The 16,976-nt window shown below is 46.9% G+C and carries 12 protein-coding genes and 1 pseudogene; 4 read left to right on the plus strand and 9 right to left on the minus strand.

Features of this window, described 5'->3' with window-relative positions; genetic code table 11:
• The first annotated feature begins 11 nt into the window (after nucleotides 1-11).
• Complete coding sequence (locus EYR25_RS06975) at nucleotides 12-974, plus strand: beta propeller repeat protein (protein WP_133178959.1); 963 nt, start codon at nucleotides 12-14, stop codon at nucleotides 972-974.
• 64 nt (nucleotides 975-1,038) lie between these two features.
• On the opposite strand, the gene EYR25_RS06980 is transcribed toward EYR25_RS06975, so the two are convergent.
• Nucleotides 1,039-1,776: a YciK family oxidoreductase gene (locus tag EYR25_RS06980; protein WP_133178960.1), complete on the minus strand. Its 738-nt coding sequence runs from the start codon at nucleotides 1,774-1,776 to the stop codon at nucleotides 1,039-1,041.
• A 261-nt stretch (nucleotides 1,777-2,037) separates the two neighbouring features.
• On the opposite strand from EYR25_RS06980, the gene EYR25_RS06985 reads away from it, so the two are divergent.
• Nucleotides 2,038-4,521 (plus strand): VolA/Pla-1 family phospholipase, encoded by a 2,484-nt coding sequence (locus EYR25_RS06985; protein ID WP_133178961.1) that lies wholly within the window; start codon nucleotides 2,038-2,040, stop codon nucleotides 4,519-4,521.
• 338 nt (nucleotides 4,522-4,859) lie between these two features.
• On the opposite strand, the pseudogene EYR25_RS21270 reads toward EYR25_RS06985, so the two are convergent.
• Nucleotides 4,860-5,345 (minus strand): annotated as a pseudogene (locus EYR25_RS21270) (transposase); the annotation flags it as partial.
• A gap of 18 nt (nucleotides 5,346-5,363) precedes the next feature.
• Nucleotides 5,364-5,888, minus strand: coding sequence for a transposase domain-containing protein (locus tag EYR25_RS21275; RefSeq protein ID WP_207953676.1), 525 nt, complete (start codon nucleotides 5,886-5,888; stop codon nucleotides 5,364-5,366).
• 201 nt (nucleotides 5,889-6,089) lie between these two features.
• On the opposite strand from EYR25_RS21275, the gene EYR25_RS06995 reads away from it, so the two are divergent.
• Nucleotides 6,090-7,649, plus strand: a complete 1,560-nt coding sequence (locus tag EYR25_RS06995; protein WP_133178962.1) for a SulP family inorganic anion transporter — start codon at nucleotides 6,090-6,092, stop codon at nucleotides 7,647-7,649.
• Between the two features lie 491 nt (nucleotides 7,650-8,140).
• Here the strand turns inward: EYR25_RS06995 and EYR25_RS07000 are convergent, their stop codons facing one another.
• The 3 genes from EYR25_RS07000 to EYR25_RS07010 form a co-directional block, all read right to left on the minus strand.
• Nucleotides 8,141-8,350, minus strand: coding sequence for a cold-shock protein (locus EYR25_RS07000; protein ID WP_011072720.1), 210 nt, complete (start codon nucleotides 8,348-8,350; stop codon nucleotides 8,141-8,143).
• A 306-nt stretch (nucleotides 8,351-8,656) separates the two neighbouring features.
• Nucleotides 8,657-9,472: a 23S rRNA (guanine(745)-N(1))-methyltransferase gene (gene rlmA / locus EYR25_RS07005; protein ID WP_133178963.1), complete on the minus strand. Its 816-nt coding sequence runs from the start codon at nucleotides 9,470-9,472 to the stop codon at nucleotides 8,657-8,659.
• Between the two features lie 33 nt (nucleotides 9,473-9,505).
• Nucleotides 9,506-10,312: a hypothetical protein gene (locus tag EYR25_RS07010; protein WP_133182768.1), complete on the minus strand. Its 807-nt coding sequence runs from the start codon at nucleotides 10,310-10,312 to the stop codon at nucleotides 9,506-9,508.
• Between the two features lie 463 nt (nucleotides 10,313-10,775).
• Here EYR25_RS07010 and EYR25_RS07015 point away from each other — a divergent pair, with 463 nt between their 5' ends.
• A complete protein-coding gene (locus tag EYR25_RS07015) occupies nucleotides 10,776-11,321 on the plus strand; it encodes a hypothetical protein (protein WP_133178964.1) in 546 nt (181 codons plus the stop codon).
• Here the strand turns inward: EYR25_RS07015 and EYR25_RS07020 are convergent, their stop codons facing one another.
• Genes EYR25_RS07020 through EYR25_RS07030 form a run of 3 tightly spaced genes read right to left on the minus strand, consistent with a single transcriptional unit; the run spans nucleotide 11,322 to nucleotide 16,975 of the window.
• The gene (locus tag EYR25_RS07020) at nucleotides 11,322-12,032 is read right to left on the minus strand and encodes a hypothetical protein (RefSeq protein ID WP_133178965.1); all 711 of its coding nucleotides are present in this window, start codon (nucleotides 12,030-12,032) and stop codon (nucleotides 11,322-11,324) included.
• A gap of 3 nt (nucleotides 12,033-12,035) precedes the next feature.
• Entirely contained in the window at nucleotides 12,036-12,359 is a 324-nt protein-coding gene (locus EYR25_RS07025) for a hypothetical protein (RefSeq protein WP_133178966.1), read from the minus strand.
• Entirely contained in the window at nucleotides 12,356-16,975 is a 4,620-nt protein-coding gene (locus EYR25_RS07030; protein WP_133178967.1) for a TipJ family phage tail tip protein, read from the minus strand. Before EYR25_RS07030 ends, EYR25_RS07025 begins: the two co-directional genes overlap by 4 nt.
• Between the last annotated feature and the right edge of the window lies 1 nt (nucleotide 16,976).

Consider the following 16,976-nt stretch of genomic DNA (forward strand, 5'->3'; position numbering starts at 1 on the left):
GGAGATGAACCATGGAGTTAATATCGGTTAAGCGAATTTGGGATCAAGGTGAACATAATGCCTTTACCGATCTCGTCTTATTTCAGGGCGCATTATTCTGTGTGTTTAGGGAAGGTTCTGCCCATGTTTCACCCGATGGCGCCTTGCGGGTTCTCCGTTCTCAAGATGCTGGTGGGACGTGGCAAAGTGTGTCGCTACTGACTTCTACTCAAGCGGATTTGCGCGATGGCAAGTTAATTGAATTTCGAGGGGAGTTGTTGCTATTAGGTGGTGGTGCCCATCACGATAAATCAGGTTTACAGTCCTATCTTTGGCGCTCAAAGGATGGCATGCATTGGTCTGAAGCACAGGTGGTCGCTGATAAAGGCTATTGGTTATGGCGCTTAACTGAGCATCAAGATGCACTTTATGGCGTGGGGTATCGAGCGGGGCCTGATGGGGATACTCGTCTCTATAAAAGTGATGATGGACAGCAGTTCAAGTCTTGGATGTCAGTGTTTAATAATCAAGGCTATGTAAATGAAAGCTCGCTCGTATTTCACCAAGGGAGTTGTTTTTGTTTATTAAGGCGTGATCCCGTGTGGAGTGACGAGTTTTTAGGTTTACTGGGTCACAGCTTACCACCTTTCAATCAATGGACTTGGCAAACTCTTGATAAACGTATTGGTGGGCCAGTAATGTTCGTTTATCAATCTCGTTTGATGGCGGTTGTGCGTCTTTATGAAGGGAACATTCGCACAGCACTTATTGAGATAAATAAAGAGACGAGCGCTATTCATGAGTGGCTCACGTTACCTTCGCAGGGAGATACCAGTTATGCTGGCATTGTGCTGGAAGGGGATGATCTCTACGTTAGTTATTATTCAAGCCATGAAATGATACTAGCTCCAGATAACAGCCAGGTCCAAATTGAAGAGATACCAGAGAAATCTAAAACGATGATTTACTTTGCTAAAATTAGACTGAGTAATTGAGTAAAAGTAAAGGGAACCATTAGGTTCCCTTTACTTTTATACCGCAGCGTTTAGTGAGTCTTGCTTACTGGGCATTAAATTGCTGGCCGTTAATTTCGCTAGAATCTTGCCCCATTAAATATAGGTAAGTTGGCATAATTTCTTCGGCTGTTTTTAAATCTAATGGATTTTCGGCAGGGTATGCTTTAGCACGCATTTCGGTGCGAGTTGCACCAGGATTTATACTGTTAACGCGTACAGTTGTGCCATCGCATTCGTGGGCGAGCACTTGCATCATGCCTTCGGTAGCAAATTTAGAGAAGGCATAGGGGCCCCAGTAGGCTCGGCCCTGACGGCCAACACTACTTGAAGTAAAAATAATCGAGGCGCTTGGAGCTTGGCGTAGTACTGGCAGCAATGCCTTGGTTAGCATCACTTGTGCGGTGACATTGACTTTAAGTACATCTTCGAGTGATGGAATATCGATGTGTTCAAATGGACCTAGGGCGCCGAGTAAACTGGCATTATGCAGTAAACCATCTAAGTGACCAAACTGCTCGCTAATGGTTTCGGCCATATCGCGGTAGTTTTGCTCGGTCGCGCCTTTTAAATCCAACGGTACAATGGCTGGCGTTGGGTAACCCGCCTGTTCGATAACATCGTATACGGCTTCGAGTTTTTTGACAGTTTTACCGAGTAAAATCACGGTGGCGCCGTGTTTGGCAAATTCGATAGCTGCCGCGCGACCGATACCTGCACCCGCGCCTGTCACCAGTATGGTTTTACCTTGGAGTAAATCTTTTGCTGCTTGATATTCCAACATGAGCCTTTTATTCCTCTTGGCGAAAATGCCCGCCACTTCTAGAGTCGCCGAATTGCTAAACGCATGTTTCAAACAAATGAATGAAACTTTGTTATAAATAGCTAAAATGTTTGTGACAAACTTGTGGCTAACTCAATATTTTTACGTTAACTTGAAATGAGTTAGGGGCTAACATAAGCCCTATTAGTCACAGCTTTTGTGCTATTGTGACTAATTTCTTGGGGAAAACAAAACTATTACAACAAGATTTGGGGAAAAAAAATGAAAAGACTCATTTTGTGTGTTGCGATTGCATCAGCACTGGGCCTCACAGGATGTGGCGAGGACAGTTATAACGAACTCAAGGATAAGACAGAGCCGCTCATCCCTGAATCCCGTATGGTGTTCGACCCAGCGACTTCTAAAGTGCCCTTGCCTAATGACTTACTATTTAGCGGTACTACCGATGGCACTTTATCCATTCCTGGCGAAAGCTCTGGCAATTATATCGATCCGCAAATTGCACTGGGTGCATTAGATGGCTGGTCAACAACCTCACCCATTTCAATTGATATCGATTTAGCAAAAGACCATGATGGCACTCAACTGACACTAATGGCGGCATCGGTTGCCCAGCCGGGAGCGGTGAGAATGTTTGAGGCGACCGTGGGCGGCGCCTTGTCCTCTGATCCTGAATGTAAAGCTAAACCGTCAGTATCCGCCTGTAAAGTGGGTGCTGAATTGCAATTTGGTGTCGATTTTGTCTCATCGGCATCGGGTAACAAAGTTGTCATTGTTCCACTTAAACCGCTTAAAGCCGGCCAGTCTTATATCTATGCGACAACCAAATTAATCCAAGACTCAGAGGGACGTGCGATTGCTCCTTCAACGACTTATGGTACGTTGAAGATGGATATCAATACCTTGCCTCTAGAAACGCCTGACCAATTGATGTTACAAACCTTGGTCAACAGCTACGAGAAAGGGATTGCCGCAGCGCACAATGTTGATACCTCAACCATTACCTACTCAGGCTTGTTTACTACTCAGTCTGTTGCCAATGTTTATGAAATTACAAAACTCTTGATGGCACAGGGTGCACCTTATGCCCCAAGTTTCGCGCAAATGCCAACGCCAGCAGGTTATACAGTAGCTCAGGCGGCTGGTTTAACGCCTGCAGATGGCGCGGCTTATGTGGTGTCTAACTTAGCCGATGTCTATACCGCTAAGATCAAACTGCCTATCTACGGTGATTGCTCTTCGGTAAGTTGCTTGTCATCGGCAGGTCAGCCGCTGATCAATGGCCGCTGGAAAGCCCAAGGCGATAGCCCTGTATCGGTGTTATTGGCGCTGCAAGCCGGTACCTTAAGTCAAACCAACTTCGGTATGCAGGCAGTAGCAAATGGGATTGCTAACCCTGCCGATGCGTTAGCGAATCCGACCTTAATGGCGGGCAAAACTTGGTTATTAGACGATGGTACACCAGCGGATAAAACCAAGCATTTAACTAAGTTTAACCCCATCCCTGCGATTAAAGGTTACGAAACAGTACCTGTACTGATTTCTATGCCAAATGCAACTAAACTCGCTGCCTTCTATCAGCAACAAGGTTTAACCTTTACTCCACCGACTGCAGGCTGGCCAACGACGATTGCGCTGCATGGTTTAGGCGGCGGTAAGGAAATGTCATTAGCCTATGCGGGCAGCTATGCCGCTATGGGCGTGGCAACAGTGGCCATCGATATGCCTTTACACGGCGCCCGTTCGTTTGATGCCAATGGTGATGGCATCTACGAAGTATCGGCGACCGATCCTTCCTTTGGTAACGTGATTGGTACACCAGATGCCTTTAAAAATGGTAATCCACTGGTCTTCGTGAATATTTCAAGCACACTATCAGTGCGGGATAATTTCCGTCAGGCCACTATGGATCACCTTGGCGTGCGTTTAGCCTTAACGGGTTTAGCGCAGGGACTTGCGCAGGCAGGTCAACCACAAGTGTTTGATGTTTCTAAGATTAGTGCACAGGGCTTAAGTTTAGGTGCGATAGTCGGTACCGACTTTGCCACTTATGCTAGCACGGGCATGAAAAATCCAACCACAGGCGAAGCGCTACCTAACCCTTATGCCATCAATGCTGTTTCTCTTGCAGCTCCAGCGGGTGGTTTAGCGGGCGCCTTTGCGGGGTCAGCAACTTTTGGCCCAGTTCTGTTTAGCAATGTGACTGCTTCATCGACGTTCCAAGCGTTGGTGGATAAAGCCAATACTGCGGGATACGAGCCTGGCAGCCCAGAATATGCGGCATTAGTACAAGCGGTGTACGCGCAGTTTATTCCAACCTTTGCCTTTGCGGTGCAAACGGCGGTGGACTCGGCGGATCCGGTTAACCATGCAGGCATGTTGAAAGCAACAAAATTACCCGTACACTTAATCGAAATCGCAGGTGATGGTAACGGCAACTTAGCTGACCAAGTATTACCAAATCGTGTCGATAACTTCCCACTCTCAGGCACTGAGCCACTGATCTCTGCTATGGGCTTACCTTGTGTGGATGCAACCACCAAAGGTTCTGGTGCGGTGCGTTTTGCTAAGGGTCACCATAGCTCGATTGTAGACCCAAGCGAGAAGAGTTCTACGGATGGTATGGCCGCCGCGGCGACGGTTGAGATGCAGACTCAAGTGGCGACTTATGCTTCTACCGCTGGTAAAGGTGAAGCGACTATTTTCGTCACCGATCCGAGCGTGATTGCGACCTGTTCTAACTAGTCGCGTGTAAAATCCTAAAAACCCAGCCTTTGCTTAATGCCACTCGCTTAAGAGCGAGTGGCATTTTTACTTGGATATTTCACCGTTTTCTTGAGCACCACACGCGGGTAGCTGGGCCGCTTCCTCTTCGGGGGTAAAATCAACCTTTTGCCATTTTCCCTCAGTCGTTTTAAGTGCTGTGGGATCGCTCCAGGACTCCCTCTGTCGCTCCAACCAAACTCATCCTGGATTAAAAACAGGGCATTAATGAAACTTATTCTCTGTGGCTCAACTTGATGCTGCACTGCCATGGCAGCCATCTCTAGCCGAACAATATTGTAGGTCGTCAAGATCCCCCATCATTCTTGATACACCCCATCCTTCTTCTTACTGCGCAGGACAGGTTTATTTTCCAGTTGATATTGCTTCAGCTCACCATAACCCCTCTCTATCTCCCATCGCTGCCAATACACCTTGAGCAAATCGTTCACTGGATAAGTGTCGGGACATAGGCAGGACGTGATAAACCCTTTGATATCACCTTTGGGTGATGGNATAAGGATAAGGCGGGCTTGCCAGCNCTCCCCCAGATAAGGCGCTTGTTGTTTAGCTTGGGGTGATACCGGCATCTCAACCAGATGGTCATACTCTGAGAATGACTCGATAATGCTATAGCGGGTCTTAGACTTTATCGGGGTTAACCAATGGGTGTTAGTCCCGCTTCCTTGCCAGCTGATGAGCAATTCGGCAGACATAAACCCACGGTCAAACAACGTGAGCGAATGCTCGGGAGCTGAGCCAACCAATTGCTGTGCGTAGTGAATTTCACNGTGGGTAACAGGCCCGAAAACCGCATCAGAAAGTCAGTGGCTGCGAGTAGACATTAAGGTGACAGCCAGCACAGAAGGAAAAGAAGCCGTGCTTTGTGCAAAGCCAAAGTGATGGTTTTCTTCAGTGTTATGCGTCTTAAAATACGTCCCATCAACACTGAGCAATTTCAATCCNGCTATCTCATCAAATTCACACTGTGTTTCCCACTGTGCAGCGGTTGTTTTGAACAGATAACGCATGGGCTCTGAACCCAACTTTTCTTTGGCTTTGATGATACTACTGGTCGCCAGTGGCGGGAGCTCCCCCTTGGCNTCGGGAAAGGCCAGTGAGAGCGTATCACAGACTTGCTGAATCGAGCGGTTACGCATCAAACCAATGCCTAGAACCAACCAAACAGCTTGCTCTGCAGGGAAACGACGGGTTCGAAGTGATGCCCTGCCAGTTTGTTGCACAGCCTCAGCCACCCAATCCATGGGAACATGTTTGGCGAATACATCAATATCCTGCGATTGGCAAAATTCAGCAGTAACAAGTAGCTCTTTAGAAAATTCAGACATAAAAAAATCAGCCGCAACTTAGGTTGCGGCTGATTATGAAGCCCTTGAAAGATCGTTCAACTATTTAAAACGATCTGTATTATGCACTTGCATGGCTTTTTTATTTTCAGCAAATTAAGCCATATTTAAGGTTTAGCTGAATCGGATTTTTTGTTAGTATGCGCGGCTATTTTGCAAACACAAATCATTAACAGAGGTTTCATGTTCGATCTTTTTCGCCACAAAACATCTAGTCACAAAGCCGATATTCTCTCGGGGCTGACGGTCGCACTTGCGCTTATCCCAGAAGCCGTTGCCTTTGCCTTTGTCGCCAATGTCGAACCTATGGTCGGCCTCTATGCGGCATTTATTATGGGATTGGTTACCGCACTGATTGGCGGCCGCCCAGGCATGATTTCGGGCGCGACGGGGGCCATGGCCGTGGTTATGGTGTCCTTAGTGGTTGAGCATGGCGTGCAATACTTATTTGCCGCTGTGGTGCTGGCGGGGTTAATCCAAATCAGCGCAGGGATATTTAAACTGGGTAAATTTATCCGCATTGTGCCCTATCCTGTAATGATAGGTTTTGTGAACGGCCTCGCCATTGTGATTTTCTTGGCTCAGCTCGGGCAATTTAAAGTCAAAGATGCCGCGGGGGAATTGGTCTGGTTACCGCAAGAGCCTTTGATGCTGATGTTAGTATTAGTCTCGCTGACCATGGCAATTATTTACTTTTTACCCAAACTGACTACTGCGGTCCCCTCATCCTTAGTTGCGATTCTAAGCGTGACCGCTATCGTAGTGGCTTTAGACTTAGACACCCGTAATGTGTTGGATTTTCTTAAAACCATGAGTGGCGATGAGCATGCAACCATCGCAGGTTCACTCCCAAGCTTTGCTGTTCCACAGGTGCCGTTTAACCTTGAGACGCTCTATATCATTCTGCCCTATTCCTTTATTTTAGCCGCCGTCGGATTAATCGAATCCCTGTTAACCTTAACGGTTATCGATGAAATGACCAATACCCGCGGACGCAGCAATAAAGAATGTATAGGCCAAGGCGTGGGCAATATCACTAGCGGCTTTTTTGGGGCCATGGGCGGCTGCGCTATGATTGGTCAATCGATGATTAACATTAACTCGGGTGGCCGTGGCAGATTATCCGGAATTACCGCGGCTATCGGTTTACTGACCTTTATTCTGTTTGGCGCATCTTTTATCGAAATCATTCCGCTTGCCGCTTTGGTTGGGGTGATGTTTATCGTGGTGCTTGGCACATTCGAATGGGCAAGCTTTAAGTTTATGGGCAAAGTCCCTAAAAATGATGCTTTTGTTATCGTGCTCGTGACCACAGTGACCGTTTTTACCGATCTCGCCTTTGCCGTCTTTGTCGGTGTAGTGGTATCAGCGCTTGTGTTCGCATGGCAACATGCCAAGCACATCAGTGTGAAAGTGACCTCAAATAGTCTGGGATGGAAAGTCTATGAGCTAAACGGCCCTCTGTTTTTTGGTTCAGTGGCCAGCTTCCTCGAACTCTTCGATGCCTCGCAGGATCCCCAAGATGTTATCATCGACTTTAAACATTCACGTGTAGCCGATCACTCGGCGCTAGAAGCCATAGATACGCTTGCCGAACGTTATGTCGCACTAGGGAAAAAACTACATTTGGTGCATTTAAGTGCCGACTGCAAGGCCTTACTTCACAAAGCAGGCGATCTGGTTGAAGTGAATTTGCTAGACGATCCCCACTATAAAGTCGCTGACGATAAGCTAGATTCTTAAATAAGCACCTAATAAGGCGCAATAACTGCTAACCCACGGTCTGAAGGTTAACTTCGCTAAAAGAGCGTGGGTTTATTTTTGCTGGCAAAACAAGACTTAATATGTATCGATACCTGATACCTTAACAATCAAACTCAACTTTCAGTACTCAACTTTGGCTAGATAAATAGGCTCCAAAACAGAGGAAAGGAGGTTAAGAGGTTAAGAGGTTAAGAGGTTAAGAGGTTAAGAGGTTAAGAGGTTAAGAGGTTAAGAGGTTAAGAGGTTAAGAGGTTAAGAGGTTAAGAGGTTAAGAGGTTAAGAGGTTAAGAGGTTAAGAGGTTAAGAGGTTAAGAGGTTAAGAGGTTAAGAAAGAATACAGCCTAATCTACTCACAGATATACAAGGCAAGAGTATAGAAACTTAAAAGCGACACAAATAAAAAGAGCCATGGTATAAACCATAGCTCTTAAATCCCTTGCTATCAGTGCTTAGGCTAACAGCACTGAAAATTAACCGATTACGGTTACGTTTTCAGCTTGAGGACCTTTTTGACCTTGAGTCACAGTGAAAGACACTTTTTGACCTTCGTCAAGAGTTTTGAAACCGTCAGAGTTGATTGCACGGAAGTGTACGAATACGTCTGGACCAGATTCTTGCTCGATGAAGCCGAAACCTTTGTCAGAGTTGAACCACTTAACAACACCAGTAACTTGAGACATGATATAAATCCTGTAAATAAAAAATTAAAGCCTTAACGGCGGTGGAGCTGGAAAATGCCGGTATTACTTATGTTTACAGGACGAACTGGTCGTATTGAACACATAAATATAAGCCCAACCTTCAAGCTAGTAAGACTATAAACCATTCTAAAGATAAGTCAACATACTGCGACACTTTGAAAAATTTATTTAAACCAAGCCCATCTCAGGTTTTGCCACCGGCTCGCAGAACAGCATGTTCTGACGGCGTAAGCATCGACAGTTAAGCATTTTAAATAATTTATTTCAATAGCTTAAAATCAACCTCTAGACTGAAATGCGATGTACTTCAATCTGAAAGTCTAATTCGCAGCTTAATCCGCTCTGTGCAAATGTGTGCTTTTGTTCGGCCGTAAACTTCCAAGCGTAGGGGGTCATTTCCAGAAAATGGCTAATATCTTGGCTATTATTTAGCTCAAGTTGTGACATAAGGCGCTCTTGGTGTAAACATTCGAACCCCGCAATCTTGGCATCGGACGCGGGATGCAATCTCGGTTCGGCATAAATTTGCTGTTTCAGCGCAAAATGATGTAAAGGCCCAGGCGATACTGTGATCAAAATGCCATTGGGCGCCATGACCCGCTGTAACTCTTCCACCTTCGATGGCGCATAAATACGAATCGCTAAATCGATACAATGCGATGGAATGGGCATTTCGTAGGCGCTCGCCACACAAAAGCTGAGATTCGGGTACCGTTTAGCCGCATATTTTATCGCCGATTTGGAGATATCCACGCCCTGTAACTGGCAAGGATGCTCGGCGACAAGCGTATTGTACAAACGATGGCTGTAATACCCCTCACCACAGCCGATATCGAGGATCTGCTGCGCCTCGCTGGAATACTCAAGTGCCAACGCATTCACTCTGTCACTCAAACTTTGATAGTAACCCGCAGTTAAAAACTCCCTGCGGGCTAACATCATCTGTTGATTGTCGCCAGGATCTTTGGAATTTTTCTTCTGCACGGGAAGCAGATTCACATAGCCTTCTTTGGCCATGTCGAACTTGTGTGCCTGCGGGCATCCCCAGGTTCGTTCAGTCAAGGTGAGCGGTAAGGCACACAAAGGACATATATATTGCATTGGTTAACTCTATAAATGATTGGAATGGCTGGCTTATGCCTCATCTTCCATGAGTCGCTCCACCATTTGCAGTAATTCTGGGGAGGCGAGCAGCTCAAAACATTCGAGCTTCCTTAAGGCTTTATCGATATTTAAACCGTCATTGGCCGCACGGCTAAAATTAGGTCGTTCGAACATATGAGTATAAGTGCGAAATAACCATTGGCGTTTTTGTTGCAGTAAGGGATCAAGTCGCACCGCCTCTTCGGCTAACCCCGTATGACAATGCCCCAACTCTCCCCGTAAAAACGCTTGTAGCTCGAGCCGAACTTGTTCTATTTCAGTCAAGCATACGGCCAAGGATTCAGCGGTAGCATTATAGTCATATTCCCGCGCTAATATCGCTTTCGCCATCATCAACACTTTGGGCTCATGCAAACCTCGGCCATCGGATTCGAGTGTGACGAGCTCAAACTTCGATGCTGCTTGCAGTGACACACTGATCCCAGCCTGCGCATCGACTTTAATCACAATACCCGCCCGCAGTTCCTGCGCGCAAAATTTGGGTGCTGTGCCTAGACGATGGTAAAGCCGAACTCCTTGCCCCAAGCGTCTTGACGTTGATGAAGCACAACCTGTCGCTTCTACTATCTCGGCATTGAGTTTGAGTCCTAAGATAGGCTGAAAGCGGACGGCAATCTGCGGCTGCGGTGTTTCAGACACCACAATCAACTCGAGCAATGGTCCCCCCATCGCCTCAAGCACAATAAAATCACTGATATTGCTGGGCAAGGTTAAGGTCAGCGTCGAGCTCTGCCCAACGTCGAGTACCATAGGTTCATTAAGATATTGATGATGCATAAGACTCATTCCCTGTTCTAAGGGGAATTGTAACTGCCAACCGAGGTAAAGATCACCTCTTAAGCGCTTATCTTTTCAATATAATTTCTCAATCTCTGTTTTTGCTAATGAATATTGCAGTGAGTTTAAGTGTTAAGATGCTATCATTCGATAAAACCGTCATTTGATTGAAATTATGTATACAGCATCTCAGCCAAGTATTTTTTGGCACGATTATGAAACAATGATTTTAATCACTTTGTTTTAAAAGGAATTATTAATCATCACTAATTAATCATGTACACGCACATGTACACACATCTAAATGCTGTTACGCTTCTAACTTTGTACAGATACCCTCTAAAGTTACCCTTAAATTGACACAAACTAACATTAAAAACTGTGATAATTTAATGTTTGATTGGTCTGCAATTAATCGATAATTGCCTAATTAATGATTAGAAATTTTTTTCGAGAGGATTTTATGAAACGTTTAGCGCTGATGGCTTTAATGGTTTCACTCGCAGGATGCGGCGGTGGTGGCGGTGATGATGACGTGGGTGCAGATATCAAAAATTTGATCTCTAGCACGAATGCGATTGACGGGAAAACGGTTAGACCAAGTGACGCAGATTTACCACTGGTGATCGCTGTTGAGTCACACTCTGCCGATATCGACAAAATCTTATTGTCATTAGAGCGTATCGAGCAAGTAGCCGGCTATCAGATCATTCGATATTCTAACGGCACTGAGCAAGCTGACATTACAATTAAATCATCAAATGTGGGCTGCCTTACCTCAATCCCTCTCGGTAATTGGCAATACACCATTGAAGTTGGTGACATGGCATCCTGCCCTACTGTCACTTTTGATTTAGTGGCCTATAAGATCTTCGGATTAAATCGAACCGATAAAGACTCTTATCGAGTGCTCAAAGCTCAGAGCACATTGGCTGATAGTGCTTTGGCTACGATTTACAATAATCCACCCAATACACCCATTTCTGAGTTAAGCGTTATCAGTAAATAACTACTGTGGGAAGTTGCCCAAGTTTGGAAACTGCTCATAGTAAGATGCATCTATAACAGCGTAATTCATTACATCTGCAGGTTGATAACGAGAAGGGCCACCGCGTGGCCCTTGCGTTTGCAGTGTCCATCCGTGCTGATAGCCGCCCTCACTACTGTTGTAAAACCCATTAAAGCGCGAGAACTCTACGTAGTATTGCCCTGGCGTTCCTGCGTATTCAGAATCGACTCGCGCTATGGTTGGCTTGCATGCTGGCTTAAAGCTGCAGTTTGTTCTGTGCTGGCCTTGCGAATAAATCACTTCGCCAAGCAGTTTTATTGATACGGGAGGTCTTGCGCTGTGAAAGCGCACATTTCCAACAGTGTCATAAATGGCTAAGCCATACTTGGGCAAATTAATGGCTTTAGCCGAAGCAAATACATAAATCCTCGCGGTACCGGAATACATCCAAAAATTAACTAATCCTCTCCATGTGCTACCTGTGCCATCAAGGATCACATGCAATGCTCTTAAATATGGGTATTGCTCTCCTTGTGTGTTGCAGTAGGTATAAATTTGAATATCGTAACCAACCGGAATACCAAACAGATCGATATAGGTATCAGTCCCATTAGTGTGGGTTACGTCTTTGTATCCCCAATACATAAAGGTGGTTTCATAGGTACCTAAAAATAGCGATAGGTCCTTGTTGCGAATTTCGACACCGTACATAAATCACCGTGAATAAAAGAATGAAAGCAAGATTGCGGTAACCCCAAAGGCATCTTGCTCTAGTTCAAATGTGACTGTGTTGCCAGTGATAGTGAGGCTATTTATTTTGACTCTGAAAGTGCTGCCTAAAGACACCTCTTGATCCGGTGTACTGCGCTCCAATCCCCAAACGAACGAAAGCTTACCGCCAACGCCATTTGACGGTAGCGTTACAGAATGAACACCAGGGTAAAGGTCTTTTACCCGCAAGCACCAAAACAAGTTGTATGGTGTCGCGTTGTAAAGAACCTCTTTGCCAGCGTTATAAACAGCAAGAGCATAACTCATGTTAATTTACCCATTCTGCAAACTAAATTGCCGCTGTTGTCATAAACATCGATTCGATTATTTGATATTTGCATGCGGCCTTGCCCAGCTGTAGAGCCATTAATCTCAAATCCACCGGATTTATCCATGTTCCAGCCTGTTGTTTGTGAAACATAGTCTGTTGACCGGATATAGTTGCCGATCTTGGCGTTAGTGATTGTACCATCGCCAATCACGGCACTATTAATAAATACCTGACCACCCTGGACAACGAAAGGCGTGGTTATGGTCGATGTGCCAGTAATTTGATTCACAATCGCGAATCTATCAGCAGTAAAGAGAACTTGCGATTGCATGCCTTCTGGCGTGTTCTCAATGCCTATCGCCATGCCTGCGCCGTAGTATTTACCGTCTGCAGTGACTCCGACCTTAATCGAGTACATTGCTTGCAGCTTGCCATCTAATTGGGCTAATGCGGTAGATGTTTGCTGTACAGCGGCAGTGTTATCGCCTGCTGTGGCCTGCACGGTATCAATGCGTTGCCCTAAGGCGCTGTCGGCATTGGCGCGGGCTGTCTGCTCTGTTTGAATTGCCGCTGCGTTCTGGGTAGCTTTGGTGTTGGCTGAATCGGCGGCCGCTTGTGCAGCTGCGGCTGCGTTGGCGGCATCCGTGGCCGCTTTATCAGTTACTGCCACCCATGCTGAGCCGTTCCAACGTTTTGGCGTATTGGCGTTGCCTGTGGTGTCAATCCATAGGTTTTGCGCTAAACGGTCCGCTGTCGCTGGGGCAGACGATTGAATAATCACCTTACCTTTGCCATTGGCGATCCCCGCGGCTGCGGCTGCATCAGATTTAGCTTGATCTGCGGCAGTTTGTGCCGTTGAGGCCGCTGAGTTAGCCGCTGTAGCAGAGGCCTGCACCGTAGTGATTTGTGAGGCTAACGCACTGTCGGCATCCGCACGGGCGGTTTGCTCCTGCTGGATAGCCGCTGCGTTTTGCGTGGCCTTAGTGTTGGCTGCATCAGCGGCAGCTTGTGCAGCTGCGGCTGCGTTGGCTGCATCTGTGGCCGCTTTATCAGTTACTGCTACCCATGCTGAGCCGTTCCAACGTTTTGGCGTATTGGCGTTGCCTGTGGTGTCAATCCATAGGTTTTGCGCTAAACGGTCCGCTGTCGCTGGGGCAGACGATTGAATAATCACCTTACCTTTGCCATTGGCGATCCCTGCGGCTGCAGCTGCATCAGATTTAGCTTGATCTGCGGCAGTTTGTGCTGTTGATGCCGCAGAGTTGGCCGCTGTAGCAGAGGCCTGCACCGTAGTGATTTGTGAGGCTAAGGCGCTGTCTGCATCTGCACGGGCGGTTTGCTCTTGCTGAATTGCGGCGGTGTTAGCACCAGTTGTGGCCTGCACGGTATCAATGCGTTGGCCTAAGGCGCTATCGGCATCTGCACGGGCGGTTTTCTCTTGTTTAATAAGCGCAGCATTGCCGTTTACCGTGGCGGAAATACTGATGATTTGGTTTGACAAAGATTCATCTGCAGTGGCTCTGGCCATTTGCTCTGTGATGATGGCGGCAGTGTTTTTATCAATACTGGCTGAAACCGCATCAATACTTTTTGCTAAGGCTTCATCGGCAGCGGCTCTTGCATATTGCTCAGACCAAACACCAGCAAAAACAACCGTCGAACCTGCATTCCAGCCCATATCACCCGCTAATGGCGGATTAACTTGTGCAAAAATACCATCAATCCGTGATGACTCCGCAGTCAGTTTGCCATCAATCTCTTCTATCGATGTTTCAACTGTATCCACTCGAACAGTTAATGCCGCAAGCGCCTCACCGATGGTTGAGTACTCACCGATTTTTGTCCAATAAGTCGAGTTTGTTGGCAGCGTTCCTGCTGGAACATCTTGCTTAGCCGAATACAATTTGCCCTGATATTTGACCAATTGCCCACTTAGGTACGCAGTATTGCTGTCCCAGTCTGGTGCCCCAGCGATATCGGCGATATCCGCTTGCATTTGATCGATCTTGCTCTGTGCTACAGCAATATCGTTTTCAATTTCGGGGATTTTATCTGTTTCGACTTTAATGACTGGGATCAGCTCAATCTCTGATAGTAGCTCCTGCCCGAGTGCTGATGATGTGATGCGCTCGCTAAAGTACTCATCATATTTGGTTTGGTCGGTGGAGCTTTGGCCGTTTACAAAGTTAGACCATGGGCCCACGTTGCCTGTGCGATCCACTAACCGCGCTCTAAACCAAAAGCTAACCCCTGCACTAAGCCCTGTCATGGTGTGGCTGTTAAGCGGGTAAGCAAAATCACCCAGCTTGATCATACCGCTGTCGTTATTGTTGGGGCCGTACTCAATTTCGGTGCGCAATGTATCCTCAGCACCAGCAGGAAATAACCAATTTAACGCAATGCCAAACACTAACGGCGTAGTGGTGAACGAGGCCACTGCAGGAGGCAAGCCAGTTTTACCAGTGATATTAGTTAGGTCGGATAATTTAGGCACTGACGACACATCAACAGAGTTGATTGCGCGAACTCGAGCAATATACTGCCCGGTGTAAACGCCGCGAATATCAACCGAGGTACCGCTGGTTTTTGGCAGTTTAACCCACTCGCCTGAGTCCTTGCGCCATTCAACCTCGTATGCCACTGCATTTTTAGCCGTGGCCCACTGAATCGTCATAGTTGTGACTGACATGGTTTGCTCAGTGAATGTCGATTGGGTAATGGTCACGCTAGCCGGTGCTTCTTGCGCCCCCACTGGCAATTTACTAATTGGCCTGTCTTCTAGCCGTGCGCCTGTATCGATATAAGGATATTTACTTGGGTTATGCTCAACCGCGGTGATCTCGTACTCAATGCTATCGCTATTGGCTTTGGCTACGCGCAGCACTCTAAATTGCTGCAGCTTTAGTTCGTCTGACTCGACTGACCATAACAGCTGCGGTAATGGCGTTTCGCTGTATTCAGTAGTTACCGTTACCACACGGCCATTAACAGCCTCAATAGTACGCGCCTGCGCTTTGCCGCTTGGCAAGTTGATAATCAAGCGGTCGTTAACAGCGATAGTGGCAGCACGGTCTAAAGTGATCTGCTTGCCATTAACTGCTGAGATACGCCCACCAATGCGGCTACCAGCAATCAGTTGATCGGCTACGCCAATCACATAACCAGGTAATGGGATGCTGCCATCCATGCCTACTTTAAAATTGACGGCACGGTCATTGTTGTTGGTATAGATTGCCCACTTTCCGCGGCGCTGGGCTTCTGATTCACGGGTACAGCCTAAGGCTGATAATTCGACTACGTTGTCGCCATAGCGGCGTTGTAATGCTTGATCGGATACCGAGGTAACATCGGACTCATAGGCGTTATCTGGGTTATCCCAACTGATCAAGGCGCGAGTGTATTTAACCTTTTCGCTGCTGGACGAATAGCTAAATTTACCGTCAATCACGTTGGCATTGGTGTATATAAAATCCATATCGCGTGGCATATCGGCCACCGAATACATTTGCCCGTTTGACCAGTAGGTCATGCCTCGATAGATAGACGCTAAATCACGCAACACTTGCCATGCTTCAGCCGCTTGCTGAATGTAAATATTGCAGATATAGCGAGGCTCCATTCCTCCCTTACCGTTTGGAACCAGCTGATCGCAATACTGGGCAATTTGGTAAAGCTCCCATTTGTCCACCAGCGACGCATTGATCCTTCTACCAGTACCGAAGCGGTCGTCGAGAATGATATCGTAACTCACCCAAGCGGGATTATCGGTCCATGCAATTTTAAAGCTGCCATCCCACACACCTGTATATTCGCGGGTTAGCGGATTGTAGTTTGTCGGCACCTTTACTTTTCGCATAAAGGGTTCGCACGAAACCACGGGAATATTCTGAAATTGGCTGGCGTCAAACTCCACATAAAGCAATGCCGTGTTTGGATACTTTAGCTTGCGGTCAATCACATCGGTAATCGCCGCAATTTGCATTAAATCTGCCACACGGTTGTTGTTTTGATTTGGCGTTAAGCGGCGAATACGGATCTGCCAGCTGTTACCCGCAGGCAAGTCAATACGATGGCTGCGCTCATAGGGCTGAGTGGTTTTGCCGTCAACCGCTGTGCTTAATACGGTTTGATAGCTACCGCCATCGGTAGAGAGATCAATAGCGTACTCAATGCGATAGCCGTTAACATCACCGTTATCAAGTTGCTGTTGCAGCGCTGGCCAGCGAAAGCGAATCCGCACCGCAGAAAGCAATGAGTTTGTAATGGCTTTGGTGTAGGGCTGCTCTGATTTTAACTCAATCCCTAATGCCACCTCGTTTTCAACCGAGGGCAAGCCAGGTATATAGGTTTGATGTACAGAACCCGGACGAAAATCCCAAATTACACCGGGGAAGTTTTCTGCACCATTGGCATCAAGCAGTGGTGTGCCATCTAAAAACACATTTTGGCCGGATAATTGGCCCTCAAACTCACCCTCCCCAATCGCCAGCAGGATTTTAGCTTTGGCGATGGAGCGCAGATCATCTGGCGACTCAACTGGAGTGCGCTGCTCGCTTTCGCCTGCTTTAGCGCCATGGATAACGAGTTGTTGTTTTAATGCGGGAATACCCATT

This window comes from Shewanella decolorationis (genome assembly GCF_004354305.1).
GTDB classification, from domain to species: Bacteria; Pseudomonadota; Gammaproteobacteria; order Enterobacterales; family Shewanellaceae; genus Shewanella; species Shewanella decolorationis.